This window comes from Herbaspirillum hiltneri N3, from assembly GCF_001267925.1.
In the GTDB taxonomy this organism is placed as follows: domain Bacteria; phylum Pseudomonadota; class Gammaproteobacteria; order Burkholderiales; family Burkholderiaceae_D; genus Herbaspirillum; species Herbaspirillum hiltneri.
The window spans coordinates 165,116-184,514 of the sequence record NZ_CP011409.1 but is presented as its reverse complement, the minus strand read 5'-3'; the positions used below and the strand labels follow the sequence as shown (position 1 = coordinate 184,514).

Here is a 19,399-nt window from a genome sequence, read left to right as displayed (position 1 = left end):
GACAAGAATAAAACGCGATTTTACGACAAAGACCGGCTCATTCCGCAGCGGAAGGCGCGCCCGCGGTTTGCTCGCCGGCGACTGGTTCGGCCTCGTCGACAACACTAGCGTCGGCGCCTTCGGCGGCGCTTTCCATGCCGTCGAGCAAGGCCTCCTCGTCTTCGTCCATCTGCTCTGCGCCGGTGGCCGGTTGCACGGCCGGGACGTCCAGCAGGCGCGCTTCCACGGTCAGGTCAACTTCATCCCAGCGCAGCAGATCGAGCTTGACCTGCAGGCCGCGCGCAACCTGCGGCATGCCCGGCAGACGGATCACCAGCGGGATATCGACCAGGCGCAGGACTTCGTCCTTGAGCACGACGGCGTCGACCTGGCGCGCTTGCTCTTGCGCCAGCCAACGCAGGCACCAGTAGCGCTCCATGCCGGACTGGAAGTCGGCATAACCGGAATACGCCGAGTCGAAGCCGGAGACGATGGCGAACAGGTCGGCGTCGCGCGGCTTGAACGGCGCCGCCAGAGGCGCGGTCACGCCATGCTCGAGACAGGCCAGGATCTGCCATTGATTGACCAGGTCGGTATAGCGACGCAGCGGCGACGTGCTCCACGCATATTGATCCACGCCCAGCCCCTGGTGCGGCGCGGCGTGCGTGACCATGCGCACCTGCATCTTGGCGGCCCAGCCTCCGGCGCCGCCACCCTGTGCACGGTAGATGCCCGGCACGCCGTGGTCGGCCATGAACTTGCCCCAGGTGCTGTTGGCGAAGATCATCAGCTCGGCGACGATCTTGTCGAGCGGCGCACCGCGCTTGCGGCGCGTGATGGTGACGACGTCGTCGTCAACGTAGAAGTTGAAATCGACGCGATTGTTCTGCTCCGGACGCAGGCCGAAACTTTCGCGCTTGGCCATGCGCCCTTGCTCGAGAACCTGCACCCATTGCCACAGCAGCGTAATGTCATCCTTGTGCGGATACTCGCCGCTGTTGTTCGCCAGCGCCTCTTCGGTAACCAGCGCGTCGAGATCGTTGTGGCGCAGGTTGGCGGAAATCGGCACCATCTCGGCGCGCGTCTCGGTGGAGATCACGGACCAGTCGGCCGGGTTGAGCGTGGCGTACAGCGACAGCGCCGGGCAGCTCTTGCCGGCGTCGAGCGTGAAGGCTTCGACCAGCACGTCGGGCAGCATGGTGATCTTTTCGCCGGGCATGTAGACAGTCGACATGCGCTGGCGCGCGATCGCGTCAAGCGCATCGTCGCGCTTGATGCCGAGGCCGGGCGCGGCGATATGGATGCCGACGCGGACGTTGCCGTCGGCCAGCCTGACCACCGACAGCGCATCGTCGATTTCGGTCGTGGTGACGTCATCGATGGAGAACGCCTGCACGTCGGCCAGCGGCAAATCCTTGGGCACGGCGGGGATCGTCACGTCAGGGAAGCCGCTGCCTTTCGGGAAGAACTCGAACAGGAATTTGGCGTAATGCAAATCCTTGGGCGAAGCCAGTCCGCCGGTCTGCAGCATCAGGCGCTGCGGCGTGGTCTGCAATTCCTTGCAGGCGGCGTCGAGGGCCTTGAATTCGATGCCGTTCTTGTCGGGCCGGAACAGCAAGGACAAGGCCAGCGGTTTGAACGCGTCCGGCAACTTGCCGGCCTTCAGCTCGTCGACGTATTGCGCCTGCACCAGCGCCTGCTGCTTCTTCTTTTCCAGGCCTGCCTGGGCCGCCTGCAGCGAAGCCAGCGGTGCCGCCTTGTAGCGTCCCTTGCCCTTCTTGTAGAAATAGATCGGCGCCGAATGCAGGCGCAACAGCAGACCTGCCGCCTCGTGCGGCAGCGGCGCATGGCCGAAATATTCAGCGCCCAGTTCGGCGAAGCCGAACTCGTCCTCGCCCGCGACTTCCCACAGGAAATCGAGGTCGATGTCCTGCGCGACCGCTTGCGCGTCTTCCAGCAACCTGGCAGGGGCCGGCGATGCAAATTGCAGCATCACGTCCTTGGACTTGACCTTGGTGCGCTTGCCGGAAGCCAGTTCGACCTGATAGGCCTCGCCTTGCTGCGACAGCACGGCGCCAGCCTTGAAATCGCCGGATTCTTCAAAAAATAAATTCATCGGGTGCTTGCTTGCGTATTCAATGCCATCAGTTTGCTGAGGGCGGGTAAAAAAACATCGGTCACCAGCATGACGCTGCCGTGGCGACGGAACAGGGAGCGGCGCGCATACAGCGGTAGCTGAGGCGGCAACATGGAATGAAGATCAATCACGGCGCCGATGCGGCGCACCAGCGGATGATTGGCATGGAGGCGCGCGTATTGCAGCGGCGCGCGTGTCACCAGCGGATCGGAAAACAAACTGGCGCCCAGCGGCCGCACACCGAGGCGGCGAAAGAACGGCCACGCCGAGGCAGACGCCAGCGGCGTCACGGTATGTCCGAAGATGACCGGCTCGCCGTCGCAATACAAGATCACGTCGCGCTCTTCCACCGGCTGGCGCGGCGTCGCCAGGCCGACGAATCCGGCCTCGTCGGCTTGCGCATTGCCGGGACGCTGACGCAGGCGCAGCACGCGCAATTCATTGCAGCGCGCGCGCAGCTTGAAGGTCATCGAACCGGGATCGGTCAGCCACGCCCGCAGCGCCGGCGCCGGTTGCAGCGCATTGGCATGGTCGAACCAATGCGCGTGGGTCTTCTTCATCATCAGCTTAGCGCCTCGCCGCCGTCTTGCAAGGCGTTCAATGCATCGGGTTCAACGCCGCAAAAGCGCAGCACGCTGTCGGCATGGTCGGCGAATTCGGCGATGCCATGGTCGCTGCCCTGGATCACGGTCTGCCGTGCTCCAGGGTAGTGCGCGACCATCTCGCGCCAGTCCAGTACTTCGTCGCCGGTGGCGGCGATCAGGAAATAACGCTCGGGTCGGGTAATCTTGACCACCGCCAGGGCGCGCAGCTCGTCGATATAGGCGTGCTTGAATTCGAACGGTTCGTCGGAATGGTAATGCGTGGTCACGCCGACGTAGGACTCCAGATCGCGCGGCGGCTTGACGGCGGGATTGAGCAACACCGCACGGCAGCCCACACGTTCGGCCAGCCAGGTGGCGTAGAAACCGCCCAGCGAGGAACCGATCACGGTCAGCTGCTCCGGCGAAAATTGGTCCGCATGCGCCAGCGCCAGCCGGATCGCTTCGGCGGGCGAAGCCGGCAGTTGCGGGCAATAATATTCGTCGGCGCGTCCCAGCGCCTGCAGGCGCTCGGCCATGTGGCGCGCCTTGAAGGAATGCGGCGACGAACGAAAGCCGTGCAGGTACAAAATCATGCCAGCGCGTCCAGCAACTTCTGATGGACCCCGCCAAAACCGCCGTTGCTCATGACCAGCACGTGATCGCCCGGACGCGCGGCCTGTTTGATCGCCTGCACCAGCGCACCGAGATCGTCGAAGGCGCGCGCCTTCTCGCCCAGCGGCGACAGCGCTTGCGCCAGATCCCAGCCCAGGGCTTCCTTGCCGTCGCCCTTGGCGCCGTAACCGAACACCAGGTCGGCATCCGCCAGGCTGGCCGGCAAGGCGTCTTTCATGGTGCCCAGCTTCATGGTGTTCGAACGCGGTTCAAGCACGGCGAGGATGCGCCCGCCGCCATCCTTGCCGATCTTCTTGCGCAGCCCGGCCACCGTGGTGGTGATGGCGGTCGGATGATGGGCGAAGTCGTCGTACACGGCGATGCCGTTGACGGTGCCGCGCAGCTCCATGCGGCGTTTGACGTTCTCGAATTTTTCCAGGGCGGCAATGGCTTGCGCCGCCGGCACGCCGACGTGGCGCGCAGCGGCGATCGCCGCCAGCGCGTTCATGCGGTTGTGCTCTCCGGTCAGCGACCAGCTGACCGTGCCTTGCGGCACGCCGTCGAAGCCGATGTCGAAGCTGCCGTCGTCGTGCGTGTCGAGCGACCAGCCGGCCTGGCCGGACTCCACGCCGAAGTTCTCATGCTCGCTCCAGCAGCCGCGCGCAATCACGCGTTCCAACGCCGGCTCGCGGCCGTTGACGACCAGCCGGCCGATGCCGGGCACGGTGCGCACCAGATGGTGGAATTGGGTTTCGATCGCCGCCAGATCGGGGAAGATATCGGCGTGATCGTATTCCAGGTTGTTCAGGATCGCTGTCCTGGCGTGGTAGTGCACGAACTTGCTGCGCTTGTCGAAGAACGCGGTGTCGTACTCGTCGGCTTCGATGACGAAGAAGACGGAATCCGCCTTCTTGCCGTTCCTGACGCCGGACAGGCGCGCCGAAATGCCGAAGTTCATCGGCACGCCGCCGATCAGGAAGCCCGGCGCGTAACCGGCGTCTTCGAGGATCCAGGCCAGCATCGCCGAGGTGGTGGTCTTGCCGTGCGTGCCGGCCACCGCCAGCACCCATTTGTCGCGCAGGATGTGGTTGCCCATCCATTCCGGACCGGATACGTAAGGCAAGCCGCGATTGAGGATTTCTTCCATAAGCGGATTGCCGCGCGAGACCACGTTGCCGATGACAAACAGATCAGGCTGCAACTGGACTTGCCCGGGATCGAAGCCCTGGATCAGCTCGATGCCCTGCGCTTCCAGCTGGGTGCTCATCGGCGGGTAGACATTGGCGTCGCACCCGGTGACCTTGTGGCCGGCTTCTTTCGCCAGAACCGCCAGACCGCCCATGAAAGTGCCGCAAATGCCGAGGATGTGAATGTGCATAGTGAATCAGGACTTACGCAAAATTGTCCCGGCTAGGCATGTCGACGAAGGTAGTACGCATAGTACGACTAGGAGACATAACGACGCTGGGGCGGTTTTGCGAAAGTCCTATTGATAAGGAATCCCGAGATTTTACCTGAGCCGACGGCCTCGCCGGGCGATAACTGCACGCCCGGAGTATTATTGCGGCCATGCACCAAACTGACATCGAACTCCTGCGCGCGGAAATCGCTGCAGCCGCCGCCCGCATGATCGCCGAAGACGGCGCCGATTACGCCAGCGCCAAGCGCAAGGCGGCACGCCAGATCCTGGGCGACACCAAGGCGCGTGGCGAGATCCTGCCCGATAACGCGCAGGTCGAAGACGAAGTGCGCGCCTATAACGAATTGTTCTTCAGCGACACCCAGCCGGCCAGGTTGTTGCACTTGCGGCAACTGGCGGTGCAGGTGATGGAAGAACTCGCGCGCTTCACTCCCTACCTGACCGGCGCGGTGCTCAACGGCACCGCCGGCGAGCATTCGGACATCCATTTGCAATTATTTACGTCCAGCGCCAAGGACGTCGAGATTTACCTGCTGAACAAGAACGTCAACTTCGAAGTCAGCGAAAGCAGTCATTTCAAGGGCGGCCAGGCGGTAGTCGAGACGCTGAGTTTCCTGTTGCCGCAGAAAGGCCGGGCACCGGAAGGCGTGCACCTGGCCGTGTATGATGTCGACGACCTGCGCGGCGGAGTGCGGACGGCGTCTGGCAAACGAACCGAACGCGCCGATATCGAAGCAGTTCGACGTCTCATCGTGGAAGAAGACTCATGAAAAAACGAAATTACCTGCTGTTTGTGCTGATTGCGATCCTCGCCGCCGGCGTCGGCGTCTACACCAGCTATCAACACGCCCAGCCCCAAGCCGTGCAGCAGACGCCGGAAGCGCGCGCCGTCGCCAACCTGTTCGCGCAGACCATGCCCGACGCCGCCGGCAAGCCGCAGGCCTTGTCGCAATGGAAAGGCAAGCCGCTGATCATCAACTTCTGGGCCACCTGGTGCGCACCTTGCGTGGAGGAAATGCCGGAACTGGCGGCCTTGCAGGCGGAAGTCGCACCGGTGCAAATCATCGGCATCGGCGTCGATTCCCAGGAGAACATCGCGCAGTTTGCAGAAAAATTCCATATCTATTATCCTCTCTACGTTGCCGGAACCGGCGCCACCGATCTGCTGCGGCAGTTCGGCAATCAGGCCGGCGGTCTCCCCTTCACGGTCCTCGTGGGACTGGACGGCAACCTGAAAAAGGTCTATCTTGGGCGCCTGAATTTTGATGAGCTGCGCCGCGACCTCGCCTCCCTCAAAAACATGTAACTAAAGTTTTTCTTGCCAAATGAAGGCATTTGACGGCAAAATGCGCGCATCGTCGTCAAACGGAGCTTTATCTCCATGGCAATAAACCTTCTCCTCCTCAATGGGCCCAACCTGAATCTGCTGGGCACGCGGGAGCCTGAAGTCTACGGATCGACCACCCTGGCTGACATCGAGCAGCGTGCGGCTGCGCAAGCAAGCAAAGCCGGTGCGCGCCTGAGCGCATTCCAGAGCAACCACGAAGGTGCGTTGATCGATCGCATTCATGCCGCCAGGAAAGAAGGCGTGGACGCCATCGTGATCAATCCGGGCGGACTCACCCATACCAGCGTGGCATTGCGCGATGCGCTGGCGGGCGTGGCCATTCCTTTTGTCGAAGTGCATATCTCGAATATTCACCAGCGCGAGGAATTCCGGCACTTTTCTTATCTTTCCGGCATCGCCAAAGCCGTGTTGTGCGGCTTCGGCGTCGATGGTTACCGGCTGGCGATTGATCACCTGCTGCAGCCATAAGGATCCCACCCCATTCTTTTCTATCAGCGTCGCCACCTTGTATGAAGCATGAGGCGATGATGGCCCAATCAACTAGTTATATCCCTATTAATACTGAGGAATTCACATGGATTTACGGAAACTCAAAACCCTGATCGACCTGGTCGCGGAATCTGACATCGAAGAGCTGGAAGTGACCGAAGGCGAAAGCAAGGTCCGCATCGTCAAGTCGTCCGCCACGCCGCAAAACCAGGTCGTGATGATGCAGCCGCAGGCAGCGTATCCGCAAACCCTGCAAGCCGGCGCCGCGCCGCTTGCCCCGGCTGCTGCCGCTGCACCGGTCGCTCCGGCGGCGCCTGCCGCACCGGAAGGCCACATCGTCAAGTCGCCGATGGTCGGCACCTTCTACCGTTCCTCCGCTCCGGGCGCTCCTGCGTTCGTCGAAGTCGGCAAGGAAGTCAAGGAAGGCGAGACCATCTGCATCATCGAGGCAATGAAACTGCTCAACGAAATCGACGCCGACAAAGCCGGCGTGATCAAGCAGATCCTGGTTGAAAACGGCCAACCGGTCGAATTCGGTCAACCACTGTTTGTGATCGGCTAAATCCTGCCAGAATACGGATGCCTGTCCGGCGCGCCTGCCTGCGTAAGATCGCGGCAGGCAACGCACCGGCCATCCGCGGCGGATCTGGTTATCTGTATGTAAACGCTTGACTATTGGCGACGCACATTCCTCCTATGTTTGAAAAAATCCTTATCGCCAACCGTGGCGAAATCGCTCTCCGTATCCAGCGCGCGTGCCGTGAAATGGGCATCAAGACCGTGGTCGTGCACTCCGAAGCCGACCGCGAGGCAAAGTACGTGAAGCTGGCGGACGAATCGGTCTGCATCGGCCCGGCCCCTTCCGCACTCAGCTACCTGAACATGCCGGCGATCATCAGCGCGGCCGAAGTGACCGACGCCCAGGCGATCCATCCCGGCTACGGCTTCCTGTCGGAAAACGCCGACTTCGCCGAGCGCGTCGAAAAATCCGGCTTCGTCTTCATCGGCCCGCGTCCTGAAAACATCCGCATGATGGGCGACAAGGTGTCGGCCAAACAGGCGATGATCCGCGCCGGCGTGCCGTGCGTGCCGGGTTCGGAAGGCGCCTTGCCCGACAATCCGAAGGAAATCGTGCAGATCGCGCGCAAGATCGGCTATCCGGTCATCATCAAGGCGGCAGGCGGCGGCGGTGGCCGCGGCATGCGCGTGGTGCATACCGAAGCAGCGCTGATCAACGCCGTCACCATGACCAAGACGGAAGCCGGCGCAGCGTTCGGCAATCCGGAAGTCTATATGGAGAAGTACCTGGAAAATCCGCGCCACGTGGAAATCCAGATCCTCGCCGACGAACACAAGCAAGCCATCTGGCTGGGCGAGCGCGACTGCTCGATGCAGCGTCGCCACCAGAAGGTCATCGAAGAAGCGCCGGCGCCGGGCATCCCGCGCAAGATCATCGAGAAGATCGGTGAACGCTGCGCCGAAGCCTGCCGCAAGATGAACTACCGCGGCGCCGGCACATTCGAATTCCTGTACGAAAACGAAGAGTTTTACTTCATCGAAATGAACACCCGCGTGCAGGTCGAACATCCGGTCACCGAGATGATCACCGGCGTCGACATCGTGCAGGAGCAGATCCGCATCGCCTTCGGCGAGAAGCTGCGTTACCGCCAGCGCGACATCGAGCTCAAGGGCCACGCCATCGAGTGCCGCATCAACGCCGAAGACCCGTTCAAGTTCACACCGTCGCCAGGTCGCCTGACTGCCTGGCACGTGCCGGGCGGTCCTGGCATCCGCGTCGACTCGCACGCTTACGCCGGTTATTTCGTGCCGCCGAACTACGATTCGATGGTCGGCAAGGTGATTTCCTACGGTTCGACCCGCGAGCAGGCCATCCGCCGCATGCAGATCGCACTGTCGGAAATGGTGGTCGAAGGCATTTCGACCAACATCCCGCTGCACCGCGAGTTGATGGTGGATGCCCGCTTCATCGAAGGCGGCACCAACATCCACTATCTCGAGCACAAGCTGTCGGAGCGCCCGACAGCGCCGGCCGCAGACAAACCGGCGAAGAAGTAAAGGCAAAGAAACCGATGGGCTGGACCGAAATTGTTATCCAAGTCACGCGTGACCAGGCTGAGGCGCTTTCCGACGCCTTGATGGAGTCCGGCGCGCTGTCGGTTTCGGTGGAAGACGCCGACGAAGGCACCGTTGCCGAGCAGCCGCTGTTCGGCGAGCCCGGCATGGAACCGGCCGAAGCGGCGTGGGAACGCAGCCGTGTAGTCGCCCTGGCCGACGTCGATGCCGACCACGCCAAGATCGTCAACGACGCCGCCAAGGCCATCGGCCTGGACTACGCCCTGCCGTTCGCGCTGCGTTCGGTGGAAGAGCAGGACTGGGTGCGCTTGACGCAATCGCAGTTCGAACCGATCCACATCGGCAAACGCATTTGGGTGGTGCCGAGCTGGCACGATGCACCTGAACCCGACGCGCTGGTGCTGGAACTGGATCCGGGCCTGGCCTTCGGCACCGGCAGCCATCCGACCACGCGCCTGTGCATGGAGTGGCTGGAGCAATATGCCGTCAATGCTGCGACGGTGCTCGACTACGGCTGCGGTTCCGGCATCCTGGCGCTGGTGGCCAAGAAGCTCGGCGCGCAGCATGTCATCGGCGTCGACATCGATCCGCAAGCACTGGAATCGGCCCGCTTCAACAGCGAACGCAACAACTGCGAGATCGAGTACCACCTGCCGGAAGCCTTCGTCCGCAACTATCCCGAAAACCAGAGCTTCACCATCGTGGTCGCCAACATCCTGGCCGGCCCGCTGCAACTGATGGCGCCGATGCTGGCCGGCCGCGTGGCGCCGGGCGGTTCGCTGGTGCTATCGGGCGTGCTCGATCGCCAGGCGCAGGAAGTCATCGCCGCTTACGCGCCTTACCTCGAACTGAGCGTGTGGGCCGAGCACGAAGGCTGGGTCGCCCTGGCCGGCCGCGCGCCGACGGTGTAAGCATGCAGTACGGCTTCGTCCATCGCCGATACAACAGCGCCGGATCGATTCCGGCCTGCACCGAACCCAACGAGGTCCGCTGATGGCGCTGGCGACCCAATGTCCCTTCTGCCAGACGACATTCCGCGTCGCCCAAGATCAGCTCAAACTGCGCGGCGGCCTGGTCCGCTGCGGTGCCTGCAAGGAAGTCTTCAACGGCAACGACCATCTGATCGCACCGGAAATAGCCCAGCAACTGGTGATCGCACCATCCACGCCGGCCACCGAAGCTCGCTCAACCGACTCTGCAGCACCGCATGCGCCGCTCGGTTGGCCGCCTTTGCCGGGCTCACCGCCGGTGCCGCCCACGCACGTTGCGACTCCCCCGGCGTCCCCTGCTGCAAAATCCTCCGCGCCCGCAACACCGCCGCCATGGATGGCCACGGCCAACCTGTCCGCCGCCTTCGCCAGCATCGCAGCGGAAACCAACGACGCCCCCTGGGGTGCTCAGCCGGCACAGAAGGACGAAACGCCCGCCGCGGCATCGCCCGAGACGCCGGAAGCCGTACCTGAACCGTCGCCGGCGGCTTCGTTTCCGCTGCCGGGTTCACCCACAGCCGCGCCCACGACCGCGCCGGCTGTTGCCGGCGAAACGGCATCGCCGCTTGCCGCGCCGGACGCCAGCATCAACACGCTGACGCAAGCATTGTCGTACCCGGTTCCGCAAACCTCCTCCGCCATACCGGAAAACGCCGGCACCGCTGAAACAGAGACTGAGACAGCAGCGGCTCTCCCCCCGAAACCGCGCCCGCACGAAGAAGCCGGCAGAAAAAAACTCGCCGACGCCGAGGAAGAAGAAGTTGAGGAGGACGAGGCCGGAAGCGACGAAGACGACGAAAATGACGAAGACGCTCCCGCCTTCGTCCAGAAAGCCGAACGCCGCGAACGCCTGGGCCGGATCGCCCGCGTCTTCATGATCGTCGGCGCCGTCGTCCTCGGCATCGCGCTGCTGCTGCAGGCGACCTATGTCTGGCGCAACACCATTGCCGCATGGCTGCCCTCAACACGACCGTTGCTGGCGGCAGCGTGCGCACCGCTGCATTGCTCGGTCGGCCTGCCGACCAGCATCGACCAGCTGGTGCTGGAGTCAAGCGAGCTGCAACTGGTGCCGCCCAACCAGAACATCTACACCTTGTCGGCGCTGCTGCGCAACCGCAGCTATGGCGCGCAGGCGTGGCCTTATCTTGAGCTCACGCTCAACGACGGGGACGAAAAAGCCATCACCCGCCGCGTCTTCACGCCGCGCGAATACCTGGGTTCGGCAAAACTGGTCGACAGCGGCCTGGCCGGAGAAGGCGAACAGCAAATCAAGATGACCTTCGAGCTCACCCAGCCCGCCGCATCGGGCTACCGGATCTATCTGTTTTATCCCTGATCCGCGGATCCCGCATGGCCACGCGCGGCAACAAAAGGCGCAAAGGTGGCGGGATTCTTCTACAATGCTGCATTCCCAACTTTTTCAGACTACGCCATGAGTTCACTGATTTGCGGCTCGCTCGCCTACGACAACATCATGCAATACGACGGCCGCTTCTCCGAAGCGCTGCTGGCCGATCAGTTGCACAAGATCAACGTGTCCTTCCTGGTGCCGACCATGCGCCGCGAATTCGGCGGCTGCGCCGGCAACATCGCCTATAACCTCAAGCTGCTTGGCGGCGAACCGGTGATCATGGCGACAGTCGGCCAGGACAGCGCGCCGTACCTGCAACGCTTCAAGGATCTCGGCATTTCCACCCGCAACATCCGCGTGATCGACAGTTCGTTCACCGCGCAATGTTTCATCACCACCGATGCGGGCAGCAACCAGATCACCGCCTTCCACCCGGGCGCCATGACCTTCTCGCATGAGAACAAGGTGGCCGACGCCGGCGCGGTCAAGTTCTCCATCGTGGCGCCGGACGGCCGCGACGGCATGCTGCAGCACGCCGAGCACAGCGCCGGACTGAATATCCCGCTGATCTTCGATCCGGGCCAGGGCCTGCCGATGTTCAGCGGCGACGACCTGAAGCATTTCATTGACCTCGCCACGTATGTCGCCGTCAATGACTACGAAGCCGAATTGCTGACCGCACGCACCGGCCTGAGCCTGGAGCAGATCGCCGGGAAAGTGTCGGCGCTGATCGTCACGCGCGGCGAACTGGGCGCCGAGATTTACGCCGACGGCCAGAAAATCGACATCCCTTGCGTGCCGGCCGAGACCATCGCCGACCCGACCGGTTGCGGCGACGCTTTCCGCGCGGGCATGCTGTTCGGCCTGGAAAAAGGTATGGACTGGGCCACCATCGGCCGCCTCTCCAGTCTGATGGGCTCGATCAAGATCGCTTCGCAAGGACCGCAAAATCACGCGCCCACCCTGGCTGAAATCGACGACCGTTTCCACAAGGCCTTCGGTTACCGCTTCGCCTGATCGTACCGGGCACTGCCGCCGGCGCCGCGCTCGGAACCTGAAAGGATTGACCATGAAACGCCTTGTTTCCACGCTCATCTCGTGTGCGATATCCCTGCTGGCGGCGCCCGGCGCCATGGCGGCCCTGAAAGCGGGCGACAAGGCGCCGGACTTCACGGCACAGGCCTCGCTCGGCGGCCAGGTCTCGACGTTCTCGCTGGCCGAGGCCCTCCGAAAAGGGCCGGTGGTGCTGTACTTCTACCCGGCCGCATTCACGACGGGCTGTACCATCGAAGCCCATCTGTTCGCTGACGCCATCGACCGCTACAAGGCGCTCGGCGCGACGGTGATCGGCGTGTCCAACGACAAGATCGAAACCCTCAACAAGTTCTCCGTGAGCGAATGCCGCAGCAAGTTTGCGGTAGCCGCCGACACCGACAAGAAGATCATGAAATCCTACGACGCCGTGATGATGATCAAGTCGGACTACGCCAGCCGCACCTCCTACGTCATCACTCCCGACCACGCCATCCTGTACGAGTACAGCAGCATGAACCCGGACAAGCATGTCGAGAATACCCTGCAGGCGCTGCAGCAATGGGCGGCCAAAAAGAAGTAGGCAATCAAAGCAAGAAAGCAGAAGCAACAAAGCCGGCGATGGTTTCCCACGCCGGCTTTGCTGTTTCTGGTGCGCTGGCATCAAGCCAGGCCCGGTTCTATCCGATCGACAGGATCAATGTGCTGACCAGGCGCACCGCGATCTGCAACAGAATCAACGCCGCCAGCGGCGACAGGTCGACATTGCCGATCAGCGGAAGGACCTTGCGCAGCGGACGCAGCAGCGGCTCGTTCAGCGCACGCACAAAAGGCGCCAGCGGCGCATACGGATTGACCCAGCTGAAGATCGCCTCGATGATCAGCGTGGCCATGAAGCCGTAGAAAATCCATTGGAAGAAGCGCACCAGCGACAGCAGGATGATGGGCTGGAAATCAAACCCCGAGGCGAATCCCAGCGCCGCGATGATCGACAGCAGCACCACCAGGAAAGCGCCGACCAGGCTGGCCCAGTCGTAGCCGCCCACGCCCGGCAAGATCCGGCGCAAGGGCTTCACCAGCCAGTCGGACAGCTGGAACACGAACTGCCCCACCGAAGCCGGCGGGCGCACCTGCACGACCTGCATCCAGAAACGCAGCAACAGCACCCCGGCGAGCACGCTGGCGATGGCGTCAACGATCAACATGAAAATGCTATGCAACACGGTCACTCTCCAAAAGAAGCTGCTTACTTATCGATCTCCGCCCGGCGGAGGCCCTCTGGTGCACATACTAAACCATGCAGCCGTTTTCCCTATGTGGGGACGGCGAATAATTAAAAAAGACTAAGACCGGTTCACGATTTTGCTGCGAGCCCATGCCCGCGAATTGGAAACCCCAGGGCAGTGGCAGGACCCGGCGTCCTCCCGGACTGCGATTGCATTCCAGGCGCATCGCGCAGGCGAAAAAAAACCGCTGCATGAACGAATCACACAGCGGTATTTTGCACCCGATTACTCAGGCGCCAGGCCAGGTCCGATTAAGGACGTGTTGTGCCTGTTGGGAACGGCCAAGCTGCTGCCGGGTTCAGCACAGTCTTCACAGCAGGAGCTGCTGCAGCGGCTGGCTTAGCTGCCGGCTTTTTAGCTGCAGGCTTAGCAGCTGCCTTCTTGGCGACTGGCTTCTTCGCTGCTGGCTTAGCTGCTGCCTTGGCGGCCGGCTTAGCAGCTGGCTTCTTGGCCGCTGGCTTGGCGGCTGCCTTCTTCGCGACTGGCTTCTTCGCTGCAACTGCCTTCTTAGGAGCTGCTGCCTTCTTCGCCACTGGCTTCTTCGCTGCTACTGGCTTCTTCGCTGCGACTGCTTTTTTGGCGACTGGCTTTTTAGCTGCAACTGCCTTCTTCGCTACTGGCTTCTTGGCTGCAACTGCTTTCTTAGGAGCTGCTGCTTTCTTTGCCACTGGCTTTGCTGCTGCCTTAGCTACTGGCTTCTTGGCGGCGACTGCCTTCTTAGGAGCTGCTGCCTTCTTGGCTGCAACCGGCTTCTTAGCGGCGACCGCTGGTTTCTTTGCAGCCGGCTTCTTGGCTGCTGGTTTCTTTGCTGCTGTTGCCATTTTGTTTCTCCTTCTTCACGTGATGGAAAAAATCAAGCTTGATTTAAGAAACCCGTCTGTACCATCGCGATGATGCAGGCGGATTATTCATCGGCACAAGCAAGCTTCTGCTTGCGCTAATGAATTCGGCACCAGCTGAACTGCTGCATCCCCTCATGTATGCAGCACTTCAGCTATCTTGACTGGACCTCTGCCCCGCTTGTTCAGGGGCTCAGAGCTTCGTTTCGCGCCTTCGCGAACGCCACAGCCAAAAAAAACGCCAGCGGATTACACGCTAGCGTCAGGAATACGATTCCCGAAAAACCCTCAGGTTTTTCAAAGGAAAAGCCGCCTGACCCGACTTGATCGAGTTAAGCGGCGATAACAGAGAAGATCGTTTCGGTCTTTTACTGTTCATTAAATTTGGTGAAAGCCTTCCGTTTTTGGCAGTCGGATATCTTGCAAGCTATCCGACCGCTGAGTGCCTCACAGATCTCGCTGAAGAGCATTGACGAGATGGGCACATCATTCCCAGTTAAGCGCGCCTCCGGTTTGATACTCGATGACTCGGGTTTCGAAGAAGTTGCGCTCCTTCTTCAAATCGATCATCTCGCTCATCCATGGAAACGGATTTTCTTCTTGCGCGAACAACGGATCGAGTCCGATTTGCTGTGCGCGACGATTAGCGATGAACCGTAAGTAGCCTTTGAACATCGGCGCATTCAAACCTAGCACGCCTCGCGGCATTGTATCCTCTGCGTAACGATATTCCAACTCTACGGCGCTTAAAAACAACGATTTAATTTCGTTTCTGAATTCCGGCGTCCACAAATGCGGGTTCTCCATCTTCACCGTGTTGATCAAATCGATCCCGAAATTGCAGTGCATCGATTCATCGCGCAGGATGTATTGATACTGTTCGGCGGCGCCCATCATCTTGTTCTGGCGGCCCAGCGCAAGGATCTGCGTGAAGCCGACGTAGAAGAACAGGCCTTCCATGATGCAGGCGAAAACGATCAGCGACTTCAGCAGCTTCTGGTCGTTCTCGGTGGTGCCGGTGGTGAACTGCGGATCGGTCAGCGTGTTGATGAACGGGATCAGGAACTCGTCCTTGTCGCGAATCGACTTCACCTCGTGATAGGCGTTGAAGATTTCCGCTTCGTCCAGGCCCAGCGACTCGACGATGTACTGGTAGGCGTGGGTGTGGATCGCTTCTTCGAACGCCTGGCGCAGCAGGTACTGGCGGCATTCCGGCGCAGTGATGTGGCGGTAGGTGCCGAGCACGATGTTGTTGGCGGCGAGCGAGTCGGCGGTGACGAAGAAGCCGAGGTTGCGCTTGACCAGACGGCGTTCGTCTTCGGTCAGGCCGTTCGGATCTTTCCACAACTCGATGTCGCGCTGCATGTTGATTTCCTGCGGCATCCAGTGGTTGGCGCAGCCGGCCAGGTACTTGTCCCAGGCCCATTTGTATTTGAACGGCACCAGCTGATTGACGTCGGTGTGGCCGTTGATGATGCGCTTGTCGGCGGCATTGACGCGGCTGGTCACGTCGACCGGCGCTTCGTCCTTGGTCACCAAAGCAGGATTCAGGGCCACATCCGAGAATTGCGGACGTGCATTGTTAGCGGCGGCCGATTGCAATTGAGGCTGAGGCGTTTGCGGGGCGCGCGGCGCGGATGGTGCCGGCGTCGCCTTCACTTCATCATCCCAGGAGAGCATGTTTGATCCTTTAATTTACTTTTGACGTCCCGGCGCGGCCGGGATGTGACTTATGACATTGATTCAGGCGGCACGTTCATCTTCCGGAGAAGACTGCCGCCGGACTTGCCGGCGGCTGCTGCCTGTATTTACTTCCTGCTGCCTGCCTCGATTACTGGCAAGCTTCGCACTCTTCGAAACCTGCATCGCCTGGGCGCAGATAGCATGCCGCGCCATCGGCTTCGACTTCTGCCGCCGCCACGGTTGCCACGCTGGCGGCAGACGCCGTCATCGATGTCGGCGCCGAGGCCGCCGCTGCGCTATGGCTGACGCCGCCGTCCACCGCCACCGCGTTCAACGCGCCGGTCTTGGAAGTCGACTTCTCGGTATGCGTCGCGCCGATGGTGCGGAGGTAGTAGGTCGTCTTCAGACCGCGCAACCATGCCAGCTTGTAGGTTTCGTCCAGACGCTTGCCCGATGCGCCGGCCATGTAGATGTTCAGCGACTGCGCCTGGTCGATCCATTTTTGACGGCGGGATGCTGCTTCCACCAGCCAGGACGGCTCGACTTCGAAAGCGGTGGCGTAGATGTCGCGCAGGTCTTGCGGGATGCGGTCGATCTTGGCCAGGCTGCCGTCAAAGTACTTCAGGTCGGAAATCATGACTTCGTCCCACAGGCCGCGGGCCTTCAGGTCGCGCACTAGGTACTCGTTGATTTCGGTGAATTCGCCGGACAGGTTCGACTTCACGTACAGGTTCTGGTAAGTCGGTTCGATGCAAGCCGACACGCCGATGATGTTGGAAATCGTCGCCGTCGGCGCGATCGCCACGCAGTTCGAGTTGCGCATGCCGAACTCGGAAATGCGCGAACGCAATGCCGACCAGTCCAGCGTTTCCGACATGTCCGCTTCCAGATAGCCGCCGCGTTCCTGCGCCAGCAGCTTCAGGGAGTCTTGCGGCAGGATGCCGCGATCCCACAGCGAACCGCGGTAGGAGCTGTAACGGCCGCGCTCTTCCGCCAGTTCGGTCGATGCCCAGTAAGCGTAGTAGCAGACGGCTTCCATCGAACGATCGGCGAATTCCACTGCGTCCGCCGAAGCGTACGGCACGCGCTTGACGTGCAGGCAGTCCTGGAAGCCCATGATGCCCAGGCCGACCGGACGGTGACGCAGGTTCGAGTCACGCGCCTTCTTGACCGCGTAGTAGTTGATGTCGATCACGTTGTCGAGCATGCGCATTGCGGTGCGGATGGTCTTTTGCAGCTTGGCGTGGTCGATCTCGCCGTTCACCAGGTGAGCAGGCAGATTGACCGAACCGAGGTTGCAGACGGCGATTTCGGATTCGTTGGTATTCAGGGTGATCTCGGTGCACAGGTTCGAGCTGTGAACAACGCCCACGTGCTGCTGCGGGGAACGGATGTTGCATGGGTCCTTGAAGGTGATCCATGGGTGGCCGGTTTCGAACAGCATCGACAGCATCTTGCGCCACAGGTCCAGCGCCTGCACCTTCTTGAACAGCTTCAGCTCGCCGCGGGCAGCCTTGGCTTCGTAGCCGGTGTAGGCTTCTTCGAAGGCCTTGCCGAACTTGTCGTGCAGGTCAGGCGCATCGGATGGCGAGAACAGTGTCCACTCGCCCTTTTCCATGACGCGCTTCATGAACAGGTCGGGAATCCAGTTGGCGGTGTTCATGTCATGCGTACGGCGGCGGTCGTCGCCGGTGTTTTTACGCAGGTCGAGGAATTCCTCGATGTCCATGTGCCAGGTTTCCAGGTAGGCGCAGACTGCGCCCTTGCGCTTGCCGCCCTGATTGACCGCCACGGCGGTGTCGTTGACCACTTTCAGGAATGGCACGACGCCTTGCGACTTGCCGTTGGTGCCCTTGATGTGCGCGCCCAGCGAGCGGACCGGAGTCCAGTCGTTGCCCAGGCCGCCGGCGTACTTGGCCAGCAGCGCGTTTTCCTTGATGGCTTCGTAGATGCCGTCCAGATCATCGGCCACGGTGGTCAGATAGCACGACGACAGTTGCGAACGCAGGGTGCCCGAGTTGAACAGGGTCGGCGTCGAGCTCATGAAGTCGAACGACGACAGCAGGTTGTAGAACTCGATGGTGCGCGCTTCGCGGTCGATTTCGTTGAGCGACAGACCCATCGCGACGCGCATGTAGAACGCTTGCGGCATTTCGATGCGGGTGCCCTGGATGTGCAGGAAGTAACGGTCGTACAGAGTTTGCAGGCCGAGGTAGCCGAATTGCAGGTCGCGCTCAGGCTTGATGGCTTCGGCCAGCTTGACCAGATCGAACTGGGCCAGCTTGGAGTCGAGCAGGTCGGCGGCGATGCCCTTCTTGATGTACTTGGCGAAGTAATCGAGATACTCGGCCGGCGCATCGGCTTGCGCCACTTCCTTGCCGAACACTTCTTTACGGATCGTGTGCATCAGCAGGCGCGCGGTAACCTGGCTGTAGGCCGGGTCTTTTTCCATCAGCGCGCGGGCAGCCAGGATGGCCGACTTGTGCAGCTCTTCGACCGGCACGCCGTCGTACAGGTTCTTGACGGTTTCGGCCAGGATGGCGTCGGCGTCAACGTGCTTTTCCAGGCCGACGCAGGCGGCGGTGATCAGGGTGCGGACTTCGTTGAGGTCCAGCAGACGGCTCTGGCCGTCTTCCACCACGTGCAGTTGCGGTGCGGCGAAATCGGTCTTGGCGGTGCTGCCTTGTTGCTGGGCGCGCTCTTCCATGCGCTTGGCGCGGTACAGAACGTAAGCGCGGGCGACGTCGTGTTCGCCGGAACGCATCAGGGCCAGTTCGACCTGGTCCTGGATGTCTTCAATATGGAAAGTGCCGCCGGTCGGCTGGCGACGCACCAGGGCCGAGACGACGCTGGTGGTCAATTGCTCGACCATTTCGCGCACACGCGCCGAAGCCGCACCCTGGCCGCCGTTGACGGCGAGGAACGCCTTGGTCACGGCGATCGAGATTTTCGATGGTTCAAAACCGACCACCGCGCCGTTGCGGCGGATGATTCTGTATTCGCCCAAACCGGAAGCCGGCTTGATCAACTGCGAAGGCGTCGCTTCGTCGAGATTGCCCGCGGTGGGAATGACGCCAAAATCGGCTGGGGATTTAGCGGAAATTTCTTGAGTAGAGCGCACTGAGCCTCCTAAAACTGTGATTGATGGGCAGCAAAACTGCCCGCGTTGCCAATAGAACCTTCTCTCTATATAGATACCAAAACGGAGAGAGGTTCACGAAATACCGGGAACAGGAGAACACCAATGCTGCTGCCTGTTTGCAGCCGCCTGGTTGCTACTGCTCCAAACTGTTAAATAAAAATCTGAGAAAACCTGAGATGAGAGGACTGCCGAGACATCGTTTGAATTGTTGCTTGCCTCAAGACCCGCCACCTTCCATGGAGCCCAACCGTGAAGCCAACTCTGCCGAACCTGTCGAGCCCCTCTTGAGAGCCTGATCCGGCGCTTTATGATGCTTTATGCGTACCGCAGCGAACCGTGAACAGCTACTTCCAACCCGAAGAACGGCTAAAGATTTACTTACCAAAAACACTACATCTAGTTCCAAAGGAATGA

At 61.2% G+C, this 19,399-nt stretch carries 17 protein-coding genes; 9 read left to right on the top strand and 8 right to left on the bottom strand.

Features of this window, described 5'->3' with window-relative positions; translation table 11 throughout:
• Positions 1 to 37: 37 nt before the first annotated feature.
• Genes F506_RS00825 through mpl form a run of 4 tightly spaced genes read right to left on the bottom strand, consistent with a single transcriptional unit; the run spans position 38 to position 4,690 of the window.
• Complete coding sequence (locus F506_RS00825; RefSeq protein WP_053194872.1) at positions 38 to 2,095, bottom strand: ribonuclease catalytic domain-containing protein; 2,058 nt, start codon at positions 2,093 to 2,095, stop codon at positions 38 to 40.
• Positions 2,092 to 2,679, bottom strand: coding sequence for a chorismate--pyruvate lyase family protein (locus tag F506_RS00820; protein ID WP_327063291.1), 588 nt, complete (start codon positions 2,677 to 2,679; stop codon positions 2,092 to 2,094). The genes F506_RS00825 and F506_RS00820 overlap by 4 nt, the downstream gene beginning before the upstream one ends.
• Positions 2,679 to 3,293 carry a YqiA/YcfP family alpha/beta fold hydrolase gene (locus F506_RS00815; RefSeq protein WP_053194870.1) on the bottom strand — a complete coding sequence of 205 codons (615 nt, stop codon included), beginning with the start codon at positions 3,291 to 3,293 and terminating at the stop codon, positions 2,679 to 2,681. Before F506_RS00815 ends, F506_RS00820 begins: the two co-directional genes overlap by 1 nt.
• Positions 3,290 to 4,690, bottom strand: a complete 1,401-nt coding sequence (gene mpl, locus F506_RS00810; RefSeq protein WP_053194868.1) for a UDP-N-acetylmuramate:L-alanyl-gamma-D-glutamyl-meso-diaminopimelate ligase — start codon at positions 4,688 to 4,690, stop codon at positions 3,290 to 3,292. The genes F506_RS00815 and mpl overlap by 4 nt, the downstream gene beginning before the upstream one ends.
• Positions 4,691 to 4,881: 191 nt before the next feature.
• Between mpl and F506_RS00805 the strand changes: the two genes are divergently transcribed.
• From F506_RS00805 to F506_RS00765, 9 genes are all read left to right on the top strand, one after another.
• Positions 4,882 to 5,502, top strand: a complete 621-nt coding sequence (locus F506_RS00805) for a hypothetical protein (protein WP_053194867.1) — start codon at positions 4,882 to 4,884, stop codon at positions 5,500 to 5,502.
• Entirely contained in the window at positions 5,499 to 6,038 is a 540-nt protein-coding gene (locus F506_RS00800) for a TlpA family protein disulfide reductase (protein ID WP_053194865.1), read from the top strand. Before F506_RS00805 ends, F506_RS00800 begins: the two co-directional genes overlap by 4 nt.
• Before the next feature lie 75 nt (positions 6,039 to 6,113).
• Positions 6,114 to 6,548: a type II 3-dehydroquinate dehydratase gene (aroQ, locus tag F506_RS00795; protein WP_053194864.1), complete on the top strand. Its 435-nt coding sequence runs from the start codon at positions 6,114 to 6,116 to the stop codon at positions 6,546 to 6,548.
• Positions 6,549 to 6,654: 106 nt separating this feature from the next.
• Complete coding sequence (gene accB / locus F506_RS00790) at positions 6,655 to 7,131, top strand: acetyl-CoA carboxylase biotin carboxyl carrier protein (protein WP_053194862.1); 477 nt, start codon at positions 6,655 to 6,657, stop codon at positions 7,129 to 7,131.
• 134 nt (positions 7,132 to 7,265) lie between these two features.
• The gene (gene accC / locus F506_RS00785; RefSeq protein WP_053194860.1) at positions 7,266 to 8,645 is read left to right on the top strand and encodes an acetyl-CoA carboxylase biotin carboxylase subunit; all 1,380 of its coding nucleotides are present in this window, start codon (positions 7,266 to 7,268) and stop codon (positions 8,643 to 8,645) included.
• 14 nt (positions 8,646 to 8,659) lie between these two features.
• Positions 8,660 to 9,574 carry a 50S ribosomal protein L11 methyltransferase gene (gene prmA, locus F506_RS00780; protein WP_053194858.1) on the top strand — a complete coding sequence of 305 codons (915 nt, stop codon included), beginning with the start codon at positions 8,660 to 8,662 and terminating at the stop codon, positions 9,572 to 9,574.
• An 82-nt stretch (positions 9,575 to 9,656) separates the two neighbouring features.
• Positions 9,657 to 10,988, top strand: coding sequence for a DUF3426 domain-containing protein (locus tag F506_RS00775; protein WP_053194856.1), 1,332 nt, complete (start codon positions 9,657 to 9,659; stop codon positions 10,986 to 10,988).
• A gap of 96 nt (positions 10,989 to 11,084) precedes the next feature.
• Complete coding sequence (locus F506_RS00770; protein WP_053194855.1) at positions 11,085 to 12,020, top strand: carbohydrate kinase family protein; 936 nt, start codon at positions 11,085 to 11,087, stop codon at positions 12,018 to 12,020.
• Between the two features lie 52 nt (positions 12,021 to 12,072).
• Positions 12,073 to 12,618, top strand: a complete 546-nt coding sequence (locus F506_RS00765; protein ID WP_053194853.1) for a peroxiredoxin — start codon at positions 12,073 to 12,075, stop codon at positions 12,616 to 12,618.
• Between the two features lie 97 nt (positions 12,619 to 12,715).
• Here F506_RS00765 and F506_RS00760 read toward each other — a convergent pair whose 3' ends face one another.
• From F506_RS00760 to F506_RS00745, 4 genes are all read right to left on the bottom strand, one after another.
• Positions 12,716 to 13,258, bottom strand: coding sequence for a YggT family protein (locus tag F506_RS00760; protein ID WP_053201110.1), 543 nt, complete (start codon positions 13,256 to 13,258; stop codon positions 12,716 to 12,718).
• Positions 13,259 to 13,572: 314 nt separating this feature from the next.
• A complete protein-coding gene (locus tag F506_RS22470; RefSeq protein WP_083457494.1) occupies positions 13,573 to 14,142 on the bottom strand; it encodes a histone H1-like DNA-binding protein in 570 nt (189 codons plus the stop codon).
• Positions 14,143 to 14,646: 504 nt separating this feature from the next.
• Positions 14,647 to 15,840 carry a ribonucleotide-diphosphate reductase subunit beta gene (locus tag F506_RS00750; RefSeq protein WP_053194850.1) on the bottom strand — a complete coding sequence of 398 codons (1,194 nt, stop codon included), beginning with the start codon at positions 15,838 to 15,840 and terminating at the stop codon, positions 14,647 to 14,649.
• Between the two features lie 151 nt (positions 15,841 to 15,991).
• On the bottom strand, positions 15,992 to 18,964 hold the full coding sequence (locus tag F506_RS00745; protein WP_053194848.1) for a ribonucleoside-diphosphate reductase subunit alpha: 2,973 nt from the start codon (positions 18,962 to 18,964) through the stop codon (positions 15,992 to 15,994).
• Between the last annotated feature and the right edge of the window lie 435 nt (positions 18,965 to 19,399).